The sequence below is a fragment of the Streptomyces sp. So13.3 genome (assembly GCF_005860785.2).
In the GTDB taxonomy this organism is placed as follows: domain Bacteria; phylum Actinomycetota; class Actinomycetes; order Streptomycetales; family Streptomycetaceae; genus Actinacidiphila; species Actinacidiphila fildesensis.
Genome location: NZ_CP048835.1, coordinates 7,625,586 through 7,642,820 on the forward strand (window position 1 = coordinate 7,625,586; position 17,235 = coordinate 7,642,820).

At 70.2% G+C, this 17,235-nt stretch carries 14 protein-coding genes and 1 pseudogene; 6 read left to right on the forward strand and 9 right to left on the reverse strand.

From position 1 onward, the window contains the following. Nucleotides 1-23: 23 nt before the first annotated feature. Complete coding sequence (locus C8250_RS34190) at nt 24-752, forward strand: GntR family transcriptional regulator (RefSeq protein WP_138353653.1); 729 nt, start codon at nt 24-26, stop codon at nt 750-752. Between the two features lie 35 nt (nt 753-787). On the opposite strand, the gene acs is transcribed toward C8250_RS34190, so the two are convergent. Then, a complete protein-coding gene (gene acs, locus C8250_RS34195; protein ID WP_244809529.1) occupies nt 788-2,761 on the reverse strand; it encodes an acetate--CoA ligase in 1,974 nt (657 codons plus the stop codon). Between the two features lie 106 nt (nt 2,762-2,867). After that, a complete protein-coding gene (locus tag C8250_RS34200; RefSeq protein WP_138353654.1) occupies nt 2,868-3,596 on the reverse strand; it encodes a hypothetical protein in 729 nt (242 codons plus the stop codon). A 112-nt stretch (nt 3,597-3,708) separates the two neighbouring features. Here C8250_RS34200 and C8250_RS34205 point away from each other — a divergent pair, with 112 nt between their 5' ends. After that, nucleotides 3,709-4,356: a TetR/AcrR family transcriptional regulator gene (locus C8250_RS34205; protein ID WP_244809530.1), complete on the forward strand. Its 648-nt coding sequence runs from the start codon at nt 3,709-3,711 to the stop codon at nt 4,354-4,356. A 59-nt stretch (nt 4,357-4,415) separates the two neighbouring features. On the opposite strand, the gene C8250_RS34210 is transcribed toward C8250_RS34205, so the two are convergent. The 5 genes from C8250_RS34210 to C8250_RS34230 form a co-directional block, all read right to left on the reverse strand. Further along, nucleotides 4,416-5,612, reverse strand: a complete 1,197-nt coding sequence (locus tag C8250_RS34210) for a flavin reductase family protein (protein ID WP_138353656.1) — start codon at nt 5,610-5,612, stop codon at nt 4,416-4,418. Nucleotides 5,613-5,623: 11 nt separating this feature from the next. Further along, a complete protein-coding gene (locus C8250_RS34215; protein WP_187145087.1) occupies nt 5,624-6,766 on the reverse strand; it encodes an ABC transporter permease in 1,143 nt (380 codons plus the stop codon). Nucleotides 6,767-6,771: 5 nt separating this feature from the next. Beyond that, on the reverse strand, nt 6,772-8,334 hold the full coding sequence (locus C8250_RS34220) for a sugar ABC transporter ATP-binding protein (protein ID WP_138353658.1): 1,563 nt from the start codon (nt 8,332-8,334) through the stop codon (nt 6,772-6,774). Further along, entirely contained in the window at nt 8,319-9,494 is a 1,176-nt protein-coding gene (locus tag C8250_RS34225; RefSeq protein WP_187145088.1) for a substrate-binding domain-containing protein, read from the reverse strand. Before C8250_RS34225 ends, C8250_RS34220 begins: the two co-directional genes overlap by 16 nt. Before the next feature lie 318 nt (nt 9,495-9,812). Further along, nucleotides 9,813-10,487 (reverse strand): FCD domain-containing protein, encoded by a 675-nt coding sequence (locus C8250_RS34230; RefSeq protein ID WP_138353660.1) that lies wholly within the window; start codon nt 10,485-10,487, stop codon nt 9,813-9,815. A 194-nt stretch (nt 10,488-10,681) separates the two neighbouring features. Here C8250_RS34230 and C8250_RS34235 point away from each other — a divergent pair, with 194 nt between their 5' ends. After that, nucleotides 10,682-11,554, forward strand: coding sequence for an NAD(P)H-binding protein (locus C8250_RS34235; RefSeq protein ID WP_203218446.1), 873 nt, complete (start codon nt 10,682-10,684; stop codon nt 11,552-11,554). 19 nt (nt 11,555-11,573) lie between these two features. Here C8250_RS34235 and C8250_RS34240 read toward each other — a convergent pair whose 3' ends face one another. Then, on the reverse strand, nt 11,574-11,825 hold the full coding sequence (locus C8250_RS34240) for a DUF6059 family protein (protein ID WP_138353662.1): 252 nt from the start codon (nt 11,823-11,825) through the stop codon (nt 11,574-11,576). Between the two features lie 518 nt (nt 11,826-12,343). Between C8250_RS34240 and C8250_RS34245 the strand changes: the two are divergent. The 3 genes and pseudogenes from C8250_RS34245 to C8250_RS34255 all read left to right on the forward strand — a co-directional run. Further along, nucleotides 12,344-13,489, forward strand: a pseudogene (locus C8250_RS34245) (methylmalonyl-CoA mutase family protein); the annotation flags it as partial. Between the two features lie 110 nt (nt 13,490-13,599). Further along, nucleotides 13,600-14,394 (forward strand): TetR/AcrR family transcriptional regulator, encoded by a 795-nt coding sequence (locus C8250_RS34250; RefSeq protein ID WP_244809531.1) that lies wholly within the window; start codon nt 13,600-13,602, stop codon nt 14,392-14,394. 201 nt (nt 14,395-14,595) lie between these two features. Beyond that, the gene (locus C8250_RS34255; protein WP_187145089.1) at nt 14,596-15,648 is read left to right on the forward strand and encodes a hypothetical protein; all 1,053 of its coding nucleotides are present in this window, start codon (nt 14,596-14,598) and stop codon (nt 15,646-15,648) included. Between the two features lie 12 nt (nt 15,649-15,660). Here the strand turns inward: C8250_RS34255 and C8250_RS34260 are convergent, their stop codons facing one another. Next, a complete protein-coding gene (locus tag C8250_RS34260; RefSeq protein ID WP_138353664.1) occupies nt 15,661-17,220 on the reverse strand; it encodes a cation acetate symporter in 1,560 nt (519 codons plus the stop codon). Between the last annotated feature and the right edge of the window lie 15 nt (nt 17,221-17,235).

Genomic DNA, 17,235 nt, shown 5'->3' on the forward strand with positions numbered 1-17,235 from the left:
AACCCGCGAGAGGCCGACAGGCGATGACGGAACGGTCGGTCGAGGTGGCGGACACCCCCGTCCACCCGGACGAGGTGAGCAGGGCCCACCACGAGCTGCGGCGCGCGATCATGCGGGGGGAGCTGCGCGCCGGCGATCCGCTGTCGCAGGTCGAGCTCGCCCGCCGGCTCGGGGTGAGCCGCGGCCCCCTGCGCGAAGCGCTGCGCATCCTGCAACGCGAGGGTTTCGTCCAGCAGGAGTCCCAACACCGCGCCCGTGTCGCGGCGTTCAGCGACGAGGACCTCGACGAGCTCTACGCCATGCGCATCAGCCTCGAAGCGCTGGCCATCGGGATCGCGGTTCCGCGCATGCACGATGACGACCTCCATCTCCTCGATCAGCTGCTCGAGGAGATGGACGAGACGGCCCGCACCGGCGACGTCGAGCTGTGGGAGCGCCCGCACGAGCAGTTCCACCGCGCTCTGATCCGCCCGTCCGGGCCCCGCCTGGAACGTGAACTCGCCCTGTTGTCGGACCATGCCACGCGCTATCGCCTCTGTTTCGTGTCGTGGAACCCGCTCGAGTGGCAAGCGGGTACCGGCGACCAGCACCGCACGATCGCCGAGGCCGTGAAGTCCGGCGACGCGGACGCCGCGGCCCACGCCCTGGCGGCGCACCTCGGCCGCACCGCCCTCGTCGTCCTGTCGATGGCGTCGCCCACGTACGAGCCCGTCCGGATCCGCAGGGCCCTGGCGGCCGCCTGCCGTCCGTGACCGCGCACCGGTCCGCGCCCCTTCACCACCTTCGCTCAGTCCTCCCGGCCCTGCGCGGCGCGTTGCCGCTGGATCGAGGCGATCACGCCGGCGTCGGCGAGCGTGGTGGTGTCGCCCACTGACCGGCCTTCCGCGACGTCGCGCAGGAGTCGGCGCATGATCTTGCCGGAGCGGGTCTTGGGGAGTTCGCTGACGATGAGGATGCGCTTGGGCTTGGCGATCGGGCCGAGCGTCTTGCCGACGTGGTCGCGGAGTTCGGCGACGAGGGTGTCGGAGTCGGTGGCGGTGCCGCGCAGGATGACGAACGCGACGATCGCCTGGCCGGTGGTGGCGTCGGCCGCGCCGACGACGGCGGACTCGGCGACCTTGGGGTGCGAGACGAGCGCGGACTCGACTTCGGTGGTGGAGATGTTGTGGCCGGAGACGAGCATGACGTCGTCGACGCGGCCGAGCAGCCAGATGTCGCCGTCGTCGTCCTTCTTCGCGCCGTCACCGGCGAAGTAGCGGCCGGGGAAACGGGACCAGTAGGTATCGATGTAGCGCTGGTCGTCGCCCCAGACGGTGCGGAGCATCGAGGGCCACGGCTCGGTCAGGACCAGGTAGCCGCCGGATCCGTTGGGGACCTCGTTGGCCTCGTCGTCCACGACGGTGGCCGCGATGCCGGGCAGGGCGCGCTGTGCGGAGCCGGGCTTGGTGGTGGTGGCGCCGGGCAGCGGGCTGATCATCATCGCGCCGGTCTCGGTCTGCCACCAGGTGTCCACGATGGGGCAGCGGTCGTGGCCGATGTGTTCGCGGTACCACATCCACGCTTCGGGGTTGATGGGTTCGCCGACGCTGCCCAGCACGCGCAGGGAGGACAGGTCGAACTTCGCGGGGATGTCGTCGCCCCACTTCATGAACGTGCGGATCGCGGTGGGCGCGGTGTAGAGGATGGTGACCCCGTACTTCTGGATGATCTCCCAGAAGCGTCCCTGGTGGGGGGTGTCGGGGGTGCCTTCGTAGATGACCTGGGTGGCGCCGTTGGCGAGCGGCCCGTAGACGATGTAGGAGTGGCCGGTGACCCAGCCGATGTCGGCGGTGCACCAGTAGACGTCGGTCTCCGGCTTGAGGTCGAACACCGCGTGGTGGGTGTAGGAGGTCTGGGTGAGGTAGCCACCGGAGGTGTGCAGGATCCCCTTGGGCTTCCCGGTGGTGCCGGAGGTGTAGAGGATGAACAGCGGGTGCTCGGCGTCGAAGGCCTGCGGGGTGTGCTGGGCGGACTGCCGGGCGACGACCTCGTGCCACCACACGTCCCGGCCTGGGGTGAACGCGGTCTCCTGGCCGGTGCGGCGCACCACCAGGACGTGCTCGACGGTCGGGCACTTCGTGACGGCCTCGTCGATGGCGGGCTTGAGCGCGGAGGGCTTGCCCCGCCGGTAGCCGCCGTCGGAGGTGATGACGAGCTTGGCGTCGGCGTCCTGGATCCGCGAGGCGACCGCGTCGGCGGAGAACCCGCCGAAGACCACCGAGTGCGCCGCCCCGACCCGCGCGCACGCGAGCATCGCGATCACGGCCTCGGGAATCATCGGCAGGTACACCGCGACCCGGTCACCGGCCTCGATGCCCAGTTCCGTCAACGCGTTGGCGGCCCGGCTGACCTCGTCCTTGAGCTTGGCGTAGGTGATCGCGCGGCTGTCGCCGGGCTCGCCCTCGAAGTGGATCGCGACCCGGTCGCCGTTGGCCGCCTCGACGTGCCGGTCGACACAGTTGTAGGCCACGTTGAGCTTGCCGTCGGCGAACCACTTCGCGAACGGCGGGTTCGACCAGTCCAACGTCTGCGTCGGTTCGATCTCCCAGCTCAACCGGCGCGCCTGCTCGGCCCAGAACGCCGGGCGGTCCGACTCGGCCAGCGCGTACGCGTCCGCGGTGACGTTGGCGGATGCGGCCAGCTCGGCCGGCGGAGCGAAACGCCGGCTCATCCCCGGCGGGCGGCTCGCCGCGGCGTCGTCACGATCCCGTGGTGTGGACATGTCCGTTTCCTTTTTCTGGCCGGTGCCGGGTGCCGGGTGCGGAGGAAGGCGTCGGGCAGCAGACCCCTGCCGGATCCGAACCGCCCGACACGTTCGACGCACATGGTCAAGCAGGAGTGGGCGCGGCCCAGGTCTCAGGCGCGATCGCCGCGGCGGCGACGATCCAGTTCCGGAACTCGACGGCGTAGTGCCGCAGGTGGTGCTCCAGGACGTCGTCAGGGCAGGCGGTGGGGAAGTAGACCGTCAGGTTGGCCGTAAAGCCGTCCGGGGTGTCGCCGAACTGGATCAGCGCCCGCCCGACGACCGTGCCGTCCGCCAGGAAGAGGTTCGAGGACATCTTGTGCGGGAAATCGGACATCGGCAGGAGCTCGGCCACGTCCTCGGCCCAGGCCATCGCGTCCGTTCCCCATCCGCCCATGTAGAACGAGCAGACGTGCGGGCCGATGTTCTCCACCACGCGAGGCGGGCCGCCGTTCTCGGCGCCCATCGCGTAGTGCTCGGGGTGGGCCGCGAGGAGCGCGGTGTCGTCGGCGGCGGCGAACGCCTTGTCCATCCAGGCCAGGAACTCTCCTGCGGCCATGCCCTGGGCCGCGAGCACGGTCGTGCCCGCCTTGAAGCTGCCCTCGGAGACGCGCGCGCATTCGCGCAGAAAGGCGTTGCCTTCCTCGATGTCGCTCGCCAGGAGGTCGAGCAGCCCCTGACGTCCCAGCCGGGTCCTAAAGCGGTGCAGGGCGCGGCGCGCGTAGAAGAGCTCGAAGTCGTCGATGCTCCCGCCGCCGGGGATCCCCGCTTCGAGCGAGACGGTCACGGGGGCGGACGGCTGGTTGTCGGTCATGGTGGAACCTCCAGTAGAATGTGAATGCGAATTCACATTCACGACGATACCCGAAAGGGTGCAGCACTTGTCAAAGACTTCTTGCGAGGACGCCGCCGATACCATGCGGGACATGACTGATGAGCCGGACCGCCCCGCGCCCTACCGGGAACCCCGGCAGGCCCGCAGCGCCGCGACGCTGGCTCGCGTCCTGCAGGCGGCCGAGGAGATCGCTTCCTCGGCAGGGCTGGAGGAGATGACGATGACGGGTGTCGCCCAGCGCGCCGGCGTCGCCGTCGGCTCGATCTACCGGCGCTTCGACAACAAGGAACAGCTGGTCACGGCCCTGTCCGAGCGGATGCTGGAACGGCGCGAGGAGTACGTGGCCGAGCGGCTGCGCGCGGCCGGGCCGTCACTGTCCGGTGTCATGGACGCCTATGCGCACGCGCTGCTGCAGTCCTTCGCCGACAACAGCACGCTCTTCCCCGAGCTGCTGCGCGTGCGGGGAGCCAAGGCCCTCGACCGGGGGTCTCGCACCATCACCACGATCCACCGCCTGCTGCTCGAAGCCGCGGCCCCCCACTCCCACGAGATTCGGCGCTCCGACCGCCCGGCAGCGCTGGACACGGCGGCCCGCGCGATCCTCGGCGCCTGCTTCCACAACTCCGTGCGCCCCGACGCCGCCACCGGTGACGCGGCCCACCGGTATGCGGACGAACTCAGTGACATGGCGATCGCCTACCTCCTCACGCCCGACCGCCGCTCCGCCGTCCAGGCCTGAGCCTGCGCCTGGCGCGAGCGCATCGCACCGCGATCCGGTCCTCACGGGTGCCCCCGTCCCTACGCCTCGGCGTGGTCGTCCTGCTGCTTCCGGTCGCCCGCGCCGCTCATGGCCGCCCCGGCCGCGGCCGCGACCTGCTGGAGCCGGTCGACCCAGGACTCGATGCGTTCCGCCGACACGGCAGCGGGCAACCCGGCCATCCGGATCGCCATCGTCGGCAGTTCCGCGGAGGTGGGGACGGGGACGACGATCGAGGCGAGGTCGTACTGCTCGCCGGGCCGCAGGTCGGGGCAGAACAGTTCGGCGAGCTCGGAGGTCGCCTGCCGGACCGCGCGTTCATGCCGCGGCAGGCGGTCGGACTCCTCGAAGGCCGACAGGGCCGCCTGCTGGCGTTCGATCAGGCGGGGTTCGGCGGCCAGCAGGGAGTAGCCGCACTCGCGCACCTTGTCGAGCCGGGCACGGTGGAGGTCGCGGCGGTCGGCACGGTCGTCCGGGGCGCGCTCCAGCCACTCCTCGACCTCCGCCGCCGGCGAGTTCACCAGGAAGGCCGCTCCGAGGGGCGGAATGATCGGCTGCCGGTGGCCGAGCGGAAACGGTTCCGCGACGGATCCTCCGTTCGCGGCGAGCACCTGTACCGCGTCTCCGCGGATCTTGACCAGGACGCCGCAGTTGACCGCGAGTTCGGTACTGAGGTCCTCGATCTGGGTCCGGATCGTCTCGGCCAGCTGTGCCGCCTGGATCAGGTCGGGATCGGGGGAGGCGAGGAGGGAGCCGGGGGAGAAGCGTCCGTAGCCGCCCTGGAAGAACAGCAGCGGGAGTGTCGACCGTTCGACGGCCAGGTCCTGCACGAGCCCGAGGACGATGAAGTGGTCGCCCGCCTCGCGGATGTCCTGGTAGGTGCACTCGATCCAGGACACGGCGTCCTCGAGGATGGGCGAACCGAGCTCTCCGAGCCGCCAGCGCACGCCGTCGAACTTGTCCGTTCCACCGGCCGCGAAGCGGCGGCACAGCGCTTCCTGGTCGGCGGCCAGGACGTTGACGCAGAAGGCCTCGGCGGTCCGGAGCTGCTGGAAGCTGCGGGAGCCGGTGGCCGGGAAGAACGCCACCATCGGGGGGTCCAGGGAGACGGAGGAGAACGTGCCGACCACCATGCCGGCCGGGTGGCCGTCCTCTGCCATCGCGGTGACCACGGCCACCCCGGTCGGGTAGTGCCCCAGCGTCTCGCGGAACAGTGCGGAGTCGATGGCCTTGGACATGGATCTCTCCTTCAGTTGCTGTCGGAGCTGCGGACGTTCGGGAGGGCGCCGGGACGTCCGGGTTTCGGTGCGGACGGCTGGTGGGCCGTCGGGTGTGGGCGCTTGAAGCGGCCCGGTCCGATCCTGCGGGTGGTATGCCTCCTTCGCCAGGCGGCGAGGCCGACGGCGGCGAGCAGGGCGGTGCCGTTGAACAGGTCGGGGATCCAGATCGGGAGGCCGGCGAGTTGCAGGCCTTTGACGCCGACGGCGAGGGTGTAGGCGGCGACGACGGTGCCCCAGATGTTGAAGCGGCCGCCGCGGAACTGGGTGGAGCCGAGGAAGACCGCGGCGATCACGGGGAGCAGGTAGCCGGGTCCCACCGTGGGGTCGCCGGTCGACAGCTGTGAGGTCAGCAGCACGCCGGCCAGGCCCGCGACCGCACCCGAGGTGATCAGCGCGAACAGGATGACCCGGGTGGTGCGCACGCCGACGAGGCCGGCGGCCTGAGCGTTCCCGCCGGTGGCGTAGACGCGGCGGCCCGCGGGTGTGCGTTCCAGTACGTACCAGAGGAGCACGGCGACGGCGAGCATGATGTAGACGGGATACGTGATCCCCAACAGCTGCCCCGTGCCCAGCTTGCCGAAGCCGGCCGGGATGTCGACGATCTGCTGGCTCTCCGAGAGCCAGGCGATCGCCGCGGCCAACAGCGAACTGACGGCGAGCGTGGCGATGAAGGACGGGATCCGGGCGCGGGTGATCATCAGCCAGGAGAACAGTCCGACGGCCGCGCCGCCCAGGAGCGACAGCACGATCGCGACCGGGATCGGTACGTTGCCGACGAGCAGCCGGGCGACCAGGACCGCTCCGAGCCCGACCTGGGCACCGACCGCCAGGTCGATCACTCCGGCCGCGGTCGGTAGCACGAGCCCGACCGCCACCAGGCAGGTGACCGCCTGGTCCGACAGCAGTGAGCGCCAGGTCCCCGACGTCAGGAACGTGTCGGGCACCCACAGCGCGAACACCACGACCATCAGCGCGAGCAGGTACAGCGCCGATATGTTCCCGAACGCCAGCGCCCGCCGGAACCGAACGCGCCAGTCTGCTTCGTGCACCACTTCGGGCTCCGGGGCGTCCGTCGCCCGCGCGGGGCCCACAGCGATCTCAGTCGTCTGCATCTTTCTCATTCCGGTTCGTTCGTGCTGATGCCACGGGCCGCCGTCTGGAGCCCCAGCTCGTCCCGGACCAGTTGTTCCTCGGTCAGGGATTCCCGCGGAACCTCGTTGACCACCCGGCCGTCCTTGAGCACCAGGACGCGGTCGCACAGGGACACGAGCTCCTTCGTGTCCGAGGAACAGAGCAGGACGGCGGCCCCGTCGCGCCGCGCGGCCAGGACGAGGTCGTAGATGGCCGCCTTGGCGCCGACGTCGACACCCTGGGTGGGCTCGTCGAGCAGCAGCACACGGGGGCGGACGCGCAGCCACTTGGCCAGCACGACCTTCTGCTGGTTGCCGCCGCTGAACAGCTTCAGCGGCTGCTCGGGGTTGGGCGGGCGCAATCCGACGGTCCGAATCCACGTGCGTGTCTGCGCCCGCTCGGCCCGCCGGTCCAGACGGCCGAAGGACCGTCGCAGCGGTCGCAGCAGTGGCAGCGTCAGGTTCTCCCGAACGCTCATCTCCATCACCACACCGCTGCGGCGGCGGTCGGCCGGTACGTACGCCATCCCGCTCTCGATCGCCGCCAGCGTGTCGTCGGGGATCAGTTCGCGCCCGTCAACCTCCACCCGGCCGCCGGAGCGGGGCAGGGCGCCGAAGAGCATCGGTGCGAGCTGCTCACGTCCCGAGCCCAGGATGCCGCCGACGCCGACGATCTCACCCGCGTGCAGGGTCAGGGAGAAGCCGCTGATCTCCGCGCCGCTGACACCGGCCATGGTCAGCACCGGCTCACCGGCCTCGTCCCGCTTCGTGATGGCCGTCTCGGCGATCTCGCGACCGGCGATGAGCGTCACCATCGTGTCGTGGTCGAGTTCGCTGGTGGCCTGCTCGGCGACGACCCGTCCGTCGCGCAGCACCACCACGCGGTCGGCCAGTTCGAGCACCTCGTCGAGCCGGTGGGAGATGAAGACGACCCCCGCTCCCGACGCGGCGACCCGCCGGATCGCCTCGAACAGCACGTGCACCTCATCGCCGTGCAGGGCCGCAGTGGGTTCGTCGAGCAGCAGCACGTTGTCCGGCCGGGTCCAGCCGTCCAGCGCGCGGGCGATCGCGACGATCGTGCGCTGCGCCGGTGACAGCCTGCCCACCGGGAGCGTCACGTCCAGGTCGGCGCCGAACCGGGCGATGAGCTGCCGGGCGCGGCGTCGCTCGGCGGCGCCGCGGACGGGTGCGAACGCCCGTCCGCGCGCCGAGGTGTGCAACCCGAGGTTCTCCACCGTCGTCAGGATGTCGGCCAGACCGAGGTCCTGGTGGATGAAGTGCAGACCCTCGCGTGCCACCGCTCCGGCGACCAGTTCGCCCGCGGCGTCCCGTACCTCGACGACCGTCCCGGGGTCGGCCTGGTGCACGCCGGCCAGGATCTTGACGAGGGTCGACTTGCCCGAGCCGTTGTGCCCGAGCACCGCGACGACTTCCCCGGGATGGACTTCCAGCGACACGTCGTCCAGGGCTTTGAGGCCCGGGAACGTCTTCGACATGCCCTCGATGCGGAGCAGAGGCGCCGCGGTGGCGGCCATCAGGGGGTCAGCCACAGCTTGGCGAACCGCGGGGCGTAGTCGGGGAACGCCGACCAGCCGCGGGTCGGGTCGAACGTGATGTCCTTCTGCTCCAGGAACTGCTCGGGCACTACGCCGGCCTGTTCGCTCGCCGTCGGCTGGGCACCCCCGAGGAGGCGCGCGGCCGCGTCCACGGCCGTCCACGTCGACACCGGGAAGTCGATGTTCAGTGCGGCGGTCAGCTTGCCGTCCTTGATGTCCTGCAGGTTGCCCGCGGTGGGACCGAAGCCCACGGTCGTGACGGACAGGCCGGCCGCCTTCAAGGACGCCGGCAGGCCTCCGGCCGCCGAGAGGCTGACGAACACCGCCGTGTTGGTGCTCCGGTGCCCCTGCAGATCGGTCACGATGGTGCGCGGCGCCGTGGTCCCGATGGTGGCCACGTCGACGGGAACCGCGCGGACCTTGCACGAGGGGCAGTTCGCCTTCATCTCGGCCTGGAAGGCCTTCTGCAGCGGAGCCGAGATGTCGAGGGCGGGCAGCGTGTAGAGCACCGCGTCGGCCTCGGCGCCCTTGCGCGCGATGACCCAGTCGGCCAGCAGCTTCCCGTTGCGCTGACTCAGATCCTGACCGAGGTAGTTGAAGGTGATGCCGTACGGCTTCACATCCTTGGCGACCTGCAGCGAGACCAGCTTGGCGCCGTCCTGGGACAGCTTCTTCAGACCGCCGCCGAACAGGGCCGGATCGATCGCGCCGAGGATGACGGCGTCCGGCTTCAGGGCGTTCGCGCTGGACGCGGCGGCCTGCGCCGTCTGCGCTGTCGAACCGGCGTTGACCACGGTGTACGTCCCGCCGATGCCGCCGACCGCCTGCTGCACGAACAGGCCCACGGCCGCGCAGATGGGCGTCGAGCACTGCAGGTAGACGAACTTCTTGCCGCCTGCGAGCCGCTGCGCCAGCGGCTCACTCACCGGAAACGCGGTGGGCGGCGCCGTGTAGGGCGCGAGTGCGGCCTTCACCGCGGTGACGTTCGCGGTTTGCGGCTTGTCCGAGGAGGGCGAGTCCGATGAGGAGCCGCAGGCCGCGACGGACACGAGGGCGATCGCCGAGGCACATGCCGCGACGGTCCTTCCGGACAGACGGGGGAGACCTCCGCGGGCGTCGCTGCCGCGTCTGGGAGCACTGGATTTTGCGCGCATCTTGCACACTCCGTTGTGTCTGCGAGAGAAGAACCTGATGCTGCGAACGGGTTCGCTCCGGGGACTGCCTTCGCATCCCTGCGACATGTTCCCGAGGTAAATGGACCGAACCAATAGGCCGTACCCTGCAACGCTTCGACCAGCGTGTCAAGGGCTTTGCGGCGACATGACGCTCATGTTTCGGCGCCTGGCATCAGCTGTAATGGTTAGGCCCGATAGGCACCTGTTGCAGCCACCGTTACAGCCGTCGGATGGCGGCGTACGCGCACCCCGGAAGCCCGCGGGACGCGTCGGTGTCCGGCGGGGCGGCTGCCCTGCTCAGCTGGAGTGGCGGTGCGCTTCCGCGGCGAGCATGGCGGCGGCGACATCGCCGGCGATGATGGCGGCGACCAGATCGCTGTGGACCTGCAGACGCTGCGCCATGTTGTCGTTGTCGCTGGGCTGAGGGGTCACCAGCGACACCTGGTTGACGAACTCGTAGAGGCCGACATAGGTACCCCGCAGAACGGCGTTCGGCGAGATGGCCGCGATGCGGACGTGCAGGTCCCAGTTGAGCGAGACGAACCGGGGCACGTCGTTCTGGTTCTTCTTCATCGCGGCGATCAGCGACTTGAGCTCGCGCCCGTCCTTGGCCGTGCGATGCTGCGCCGCGTGTGCGGCGACCAGCGGCTCGAGCTGCTCACGGACCTCGATCGCGCCGGCGACCGCCAGGGGCTCACCGTGGACGGTGAGGAGGGTGCGCCCGAGCCTGACCACGGGATCGGTCGCCGCGACGAACAGTCCTCCGCCCGGGCCGGGCCGCAGCACGATCCGGCGCCGTTCCTGCAGCAGCCGGATTGCCTCGTTGACCGTGGCCCGCGCGACGCCGGTCTGCTCCCGCAGATCGGCCCGGGTGCCGATGTGGTCGCCGGGACGCAAGCCGCCTTTGTCGATCGAGTCCTCGACGTAGACCACGACCTCTTCGGCGCGTGTGCGGCTTGCAGGCAGGACCATGGATGGAGCCTATCGGATAGTTCCGATGCCCGACCGGGCGCCGCCGGGGTCGCGCCGATCCGCGGACGTGGCGCAATTCGCCGCCCGGACGTCTTGACGGGCCCGCCCCCGCGTCACAAGCTGATCAGGCCTAATGGTTAGGTCTATTACGTCGGAGGACGTTCCGCTCGCAAGGAGACCGCATCGTGATACTCGTGACGGCAGCAAACGGCAACCAGGGCAAGCTCCTGAACCCACGCCTCCTGGCGGTCGGGCTCGCGCTCCGCGCCTGCGTTCGCTCCGACGCATCGGCACGGGTCCTCCGCGCCGCCGGCGTCACCGATGTCGTGGTCGGCGACCTCGCCGACCACGAGGTCCTGACACGCGCCATGCGCGGCGTGGAGAAGGTCTACTACGTCGGGCCGGCCCTGCACCCCGATGAACGGCAGATGGGCTTCGCCGCCATCGACGCGGCCCGCGCGGCCGGCGTGCGGCACTTCGTCCTCAGCTCCGCGCTGCACGCGATCGTCACCGACCTCGTGCAACACGAGATCAAGCGCGACCTCGAAGAGCACCTCATCTCCTCGGGGATGGAGTTCACCATCCTCCAGCCCGCCAATTACATGCTGCGCCACCGGCTCACGCCCGCGTTCGAGAGGGGCGTCTTCGTCCTTTCCTGGGCGCTCGAGCGCTACCAGTCGATGGTGGACGTGGACGACGTGGCCGAAGTGGCCGCCACCGTCCTCACCGACAGCGCCCCGCACGCCGGAGCGACGTACGAACTGGTGGCGCCGGGGCGCTACACGGCCTACGACCTCGCGAACGCCGTGGCGCAGGTGACGGGCCGCGACATCACCGCGGAGCGGATCGACCCGGAGGACTTTCTCAAAGCAGCCCTCGGAACCGACGACCCGACCCGGTTTCCGTACCAGACCCGGCTCCTGCGGGCGATCACCGACCACTACAGCAGTCATGACTTCATCGGGAATTCCAACGTGCTGACGTGGCTGCTCGGCCGGCGCCCGACGACGTTCGAGCAGTTCACGCAGCGCGAGTACGCCCGGTTCCTGGTGGGCGGTGCCGCGTAGGAACGGGCGACCTGCCTGGCTACCAGCTGTTCTTCGGGTACTTCCAGCCGAGATGCCCCAGGTCCCGCATCAACTGGTGCTCCTGGGCCGTCAACGGGACCTCGGGACAGAGCCGTTCCGGATGGCCCGGGGGCGGCCCGTGCAACGCGGCCGGGCACACCGCGCCGGCACTGCCGCCGTGCTCCCAGCACGCGTGGTGGTCCGGCCGGGACGCGAGGTACATGTCCCGTCCGCCGTGGACCATGAGGCCTTCGCCGATGGCAATCAGCAAGCTCCGGAGCGCACGGCGAATACGTCCTGGCCCCGTCATGTCCGGCCTCCGTCGGCCGCTGTCACGAGTATCCATTCTCGGTCTCCTCCCACCGGTATGCGTATGCACCGCACGCCTTCGATCAGATCGGGCGCGTGCGGCGACGAAGGCCGCCCGGCGGGTGAGGATCCGGTCGACGGGAATGCCGGCACCGTTCGGGCCCCGCGGGTGTGCGGGCCGAACGGTGGGCGTGTCGCAGGCTGATGGGGGATCGCCGCCGAGGGTGGTAGCCGGTGCAGTGGAACGGCGTGTGTTCAGCAGCACTTAAGCCCAGGGGAACTAAAAGTGTCAACATTATGACGCGAGGATTAGCGGAGACGGATGGCTCCACGGGCGGAGAAGCCGTACGGGGGAGTCCCGCTCGATGCCCACCTCCCTCATGCCGCGCCAAAGTGTTGACAGTTGTGGAATCGGTCCTACTATGCTGCGGAGGGCCGCAAGGCGTTCATCGACTCGCTCACCGACCCTGTGAGGGTTCCATGGCTGTCCTGCCCGACGAAGATCATCCTTTCGCTGGAGGGACCGTCACGCAGGCCTCTCACGCATCACGTACCGCGCTCCCCGGGACCCGTGTCCCCGGCGCCGTTCCGTCCGCACGCGGGGCGTGGGCCGGGGGCGGCGCCCCTGCCGGATGGGAGATGCGCCAACGGCATTCGGTGCCGGACAACTCCGCCGTCCTGGCCGACCTGGACAACGGCGTGACCTCGCTCTGGCTGGTCGTCGGCGCCGATGCCATCCCTGTGCTCGCGCTCGACGAGGTCCTGGACGGTGTCCATCTCGGTCTGACGCCGGTCATCCTTGACGCGGGCGCCGAGGCCGCCCCGGCCGCAGCCGAGCTGCTGCGCCTGTACGACGCGCAGGGGATCGCCCGGGCGACTGTCCGAGGATGCTTGGGGGCGGATCCGCTGGGCCATGAGGCACGCACGGGTGAGGTGCTCGGCTTCGGCGCGGCGGCGTACCTCGCGCGGCGCTGCGCGGACGCGTACCCCGCGCTGCGGGCACTCACCGTGGACGCGCTGCCTTGGCACGAAGCCGGCGGATCGGCCGCTCAGGAGCTGGGGTGCGCGCTGGCGACGGGAGCCGCCTACCTCCGCGAGCTGCGGCAGGCGGGGATGAACGAGCAACAGGCGTCCTCGCAGGTGGAGTTCCGCTACGCGGCCACCGCGGACCGGTACGTGACCATCGCCAAGTTGCGGGCGGCACGGCGGCTGTGGGCGCGGGTGGCGGGCGCCGCCGACCTGGCGGCGCAACGTCAACACGCGGTGTCCTCACCGCTGATGAAACGGCGCCGGGACCCCTGGGTGAACATGCTGGGCACGACGATGGCCGCGCTGTCGGCCGGAGCGGGTGGCGCGGAAGCCGTCACCGCACTGTCCTTCGAGGACGACGCTCCCGGTCCCTTCGGCGGGTACGTCCGCCGGAGCGCGCGCAACACCTCCGCCCTGCTCGTCGAGCAGTCGCGCCTCGCGCGGGTGATCGACCCCGCGGGCGGCTCCTGGTACGTGGAAAAGCTCACCGATGAACTCGCCCATGGTGCATGGGAGTTCTTCCAGAGCATCGAACATGCCGGGGGACAGGCGAAGGCCCTGCGCTCCGGAATGATCGCCGACCGGCTCGCCGGGACCGTCGGGCCGCGTGCGATCCCGGCATCCAGTCCGGTATGCAAGTAGAAGTTATAGTGGGCGATATGTCACGTATCAATGAGCCAGCGGCCGGCACCGTCCCCCCATCGATCGTGGAAGCCACTCTGCGAGCCGCGGATGCGAGCGGTTTGGCTCCGGCCGACGTGACCTTGCGGGACATCGCCCGGGAGGCCGGCATGTCCCGCAGTACACTGCTGCGCAGACTGGGAGGCAGCCGGCGTTCCCTGGACGAAGCGCTGCGGGCCGCGGGCGTTGATCCCGGGGGCCGAAAGCCGGTCAGGGACCGTGCCATCGAGGCGGCGGGTGCTCTGATCAGCGAGCAAGGCCTGGGGAAGGTCACCTTCGAGCGGGTCGCGGCTGCGGCCGGGTGCTCGGTGCCCAGCCTCTACGTGACGTTCGGAGGGCGTGACGAACTCCTCCGGGCCGTGTTCGAGCGCTACAGTCCGATCGTCGACGTCGAGGCGTTTCTGGCCGGGCCGCACGGCGGCCTGGAAGAGACCGTGCACCAGCTCTACCGCCTGCTCGGCAACGCCATGGAGCGGGAGCCGCGGGTCCTGCCGGCCCTCCTGGCCGAGGTCTTTGCCCGGCCGCACGACAAGAACGTCCAATTCGCCTTTCAGAACCTGACTCCCCGCATGCTGGCCGGCCTCGGCGAGTGGCTTGCGACGGAAGTGGCCGCCGGGCGCATCCGTGACCTGCCCCTGCTGCTGTTGACCCAGCAGATGGTCAGCCCGCTTCTCCTGCACCTCCTCCTGCGGCCCGTCACGAGTCAGGTGGCTGCCGAGTACCTGACCACGAGGGACGAGGCCATCGAGACGTTCGCCCAAGCGTTCCTGCGTGCCGTCGCTCTGCCGACGGCGGAGGACGGCGCGCGCCCGCAGGGGTAGACGCTGCTGATGATTCCGGATGCCGATCCGCAGGGAGGTACGGGCTCGCTACGGAATTGACACTTGTATCTAGATAGGGTGTACTCAAGTATCACGTGAGCCTGCGCTCTCCTGCGTCGGCTTCGCCGCGCCCACGCCCCCGTCCGTCACGAGTGCTGCCGCCCTGCCCGCAGGGCGGATCCGGCGATCGGAATGATCTTCATGGACAACTTCGCCCCCGCATCCACGGCCACGCACCGCAAGCTCGTCCTGGTCGTCCTCGGCCTGGCAGCGCTGATCACCACCATGCTGTGCGCCTTCGCGCTGCCCTCCCTGCACAGCGGCCCGCACCGCATCCCCATCGGGATCGCCGGCACCCAGCAGGCCACGCACGGCCTGCAGCAAGGCCTGGGCGGCGACACCTGGGACGTCAAGGTCTACGGCAGCGCCTCGGATCTCACGTCGGCGGTCGAGGATCAGGATCTCGTCGGCGGTCTGGCACCGCACGCGGGCGGACTCGACGTCTACACCGCCACCGCCGGAGCCCCCTCCGCGACCGGTGCCCTGACCACACTGGCCAAGACTCTCGCCGCGGAACAGGGCACATCCGTGTCCGTCCACGACGTGGTGCCCTTCACCGCGGACGATCCGCGTGGCGCGGGGCTGACCGCGGCGCTGATGCCCATGATCTTCGGTGGCATCTTTCCCGCGCTGATCCTGGGCGGCGTCTTTCCCGGGCACCGCGGCCTGCGCACCCGGCTGGCCGGAGCCGTGTTGTTCTCCCTGGTGGCGGGCGCGGCTGTCGCGGCGGTACTCCAGTTCGCCACCGGCTCCATCGGCGGTGGCTACTGGCTGAACGCCTGCGGTGTCGTGCTTGGTATGACCGCCATGTCCACCACGATCCTCGGTCTGCAGGCGCTGCTGGGCATGGCCGGGTTCGCCCTCGGCGGGGCGATGCTGATGCTTCTGGGCAACCCCCTCTCGGGCCTGGCCACCGGGCCCCACTGGCTCCCCGCCGGTTGGGCCGGCTTCGGCCAGCTCCTGCCTCCGGGTGCGGCCGGCAGTCTCCTGCGCACCAACGCCTACTTCGACGGAGCCACGGCAGGTCCCCCCGCCCTGGTCCTGACGGGCTGGATCGTCCTCGGGGTCTCCCTCGCGCTCATCGCCGACCGACGCGGCCGGCGTGCCGCCGCCACCCGCTTCGAGCCCGTCGTCGTCCGGCGGTCGCCCGCCGCCGACCCTCACCCCAAGGGCGCGGTCTCCCCGGCCCGGTGATCAGCCGGCGGGTCACGTGCTCGCACCGTTCAGGGCGCGCGTCTCCAGTTCCGCGTAGGGGACGTGGGCGGCGCCGCGCCGTGTGCTGAGGGTGCTGCCGGCCCAGCCGAGAAGGAAGCCGACCGGGACGGACACCAGGCCGGTGGTGTGCAGCGGGAACCAGGCGAAGTCGCTGTGCGGGAAGAGTGCGGCGGGGGCGCCGGAGACGGCGGGCCCGAAGAACTGCAGCAGCAGGCAGCATCCGAGCCCGCCGTAGATGGTCCACAGTAGGCCGGTTCGGGTGTAGCCCTTCCAGAACAGCTCGTACACCAGCGCCGGGAGTATCGCCGACGCGCCGACGGCGGCGACCACATGGGCGAGGAAGGCGACGGACCAGTTGTAGCAGATGGTCGCCAGCGCCAAGGTCGCGCAGCCGATGACGATGGTCGTCCAGCGCACCGCCTTGATCTCGGTCGGCGCCGCCATGTGCCCGTCCCGGCTGGTATGCGCGAGCACGTCGTGGACCAGCGAGGATGCCGCAGCCAGCAGGAGCGCGGCGACGACGGACAAGCTGGTGATGAACACCGCCGAGACCACGGCTGCCTGGAGCAGCCCGCCGGAATCGAGTTGTACGGCCAGCAGCAGCAGGGCGGAGCTGCCGCTGGGATCGGCCGCGGCCACGGCATGCGCGCCCACCAGTGCCGCAGCGCCGAGACCAAGCACCACGGCCATGACGTGGAGGACGACGACCAGGCCGAGGGCGCCGGTCGCGGAGCGCCGGGCGGCCGCACCGCTCCGGGAGGTGTTGAGGCGCATCAGCAGGTGGGGCGCGACGGCCGCGCCGAGGATCACCGTGACGAGAAGAGACAACTGTTCAAACCGTCCGGTGGAGCTGGTCCCCTGCAACAGGCCCGGCGTGTAGTAGGCGTTCGGATGTCCGCTGCCGTAGGCCGCGCCGTTCAGCAGCGCGCTCAGGTTCCAGCCCAGATGATTGAGCAGGGCGAGGACGAGTACGACCAGGGTGCACAGGAGCAGGACGGTCTTGACGACCTGGAGCAGGCTGATGCCGCGCATGCCGCCCATGGCGGCAGCGCAGATCATGATCACGCCGATCAGCACGGTGCAGACCTGTCCGGCGCCGCTGCCGTCCAACCCGACCAGCACGGAGGTGGCCCGCCCGGCCGCGGACAGTTGCACCATGGCCAGGGGGAGGCAGTAGGACAAGGTCACGACGGCCCCGGCGATGCGCGCGGCCCGGCCGGGGAAGCGGGCACGGAAGGTGTCGCCGAGAGTGAAGCGACCGATGTTGCGCAGTGGCTGGGCCAGCACCAGCAGCACACCCATGGCGGTGGCTGAGCCCACGGCCAGGGTCAGACCGTCGTACCCCGTGAGCGCCACGGATCCGGTGGCAACCAGCAGGATGAGGACCGAGACGTAATCGCCGCACATGGCCAAGGCGTTGCGCAGCGGGGTCAAAGAGCTGCGTGCGGTATAGAACTCGCTCAGTTCGTCGCCGTACGAGCTGAACATCACGCACAAGAAGAGCGTGGCGCACACGGTCATCAGGAAGGCGAAGATGGGCGTGGCTGTCAACCCTGCGCCAACTGC

Bases quoted from the DNA above. Each gene is read 5' to 3' on its own strand.
- C8250_RS34190 (WP_138353653.1), top strand. From the start codon at position 24: ATGACGGAACGGTCGGTCGAGGTGGCGGACACCCCCGTCCACCCGGAC.
- acs (WP_244809529.1), bottom strand. From the start codon at position 2,761: ATGTCCACACCACGGGATCGTGACGACGCCGCGGCGAGCCGCCCGCCG.
- C8250_RS34200 (WP_138353654.1), bottom strand. From the start codon at position 3,596: ATGACCGACAACCAGCCGTCCGCCCCCGTGACCGTCTCGCTCGAAGCG.
- C8250_RS34205 (WP_244809530.1), top strand. From the start codon at position 3,709: ATGACTGATGAGCCGGACCGCCCCGCGCCCTACCGGGAACCCCGGCAG.
- C8250_RS34210 (WP_138353656.1), bottom strand. From the start codon at position 5,612: ATGTCCAAGGCCATCGACTCCGCACTGTTCCGCGAGACGCTGGGGCAC.
- C8250_RS34215 (WP_187145087.1), bottom strand. From the start codon at position 6,766: ATGCAGACGACTGAGATCGCTGTGGGCCCCGCGCGGGCGACGGACGCC.
- C8250_RS34225 (WP_187145088.1), bottom strand. From the start codon at position 9,494: ATGCGCGCAAAATCCAGTGCTCCCAGACGCGGCAGCGACGCCCGCGGA.
- C8250_RS34230 (WP_138353660.1), bottom strand. From the start codon at position 10,487: ATGGTCCTGCCTGCAAGCCGCACACGCGCCGAAGAGGTCGTGGTCTAC.
- C8250_RS34255 (WP_187145089.1), top strand. From the start codon at position 14,596: ATGGACAACTTCGCCCCCGCATCCACGGCCACGCACCGCAAGCTCGTC.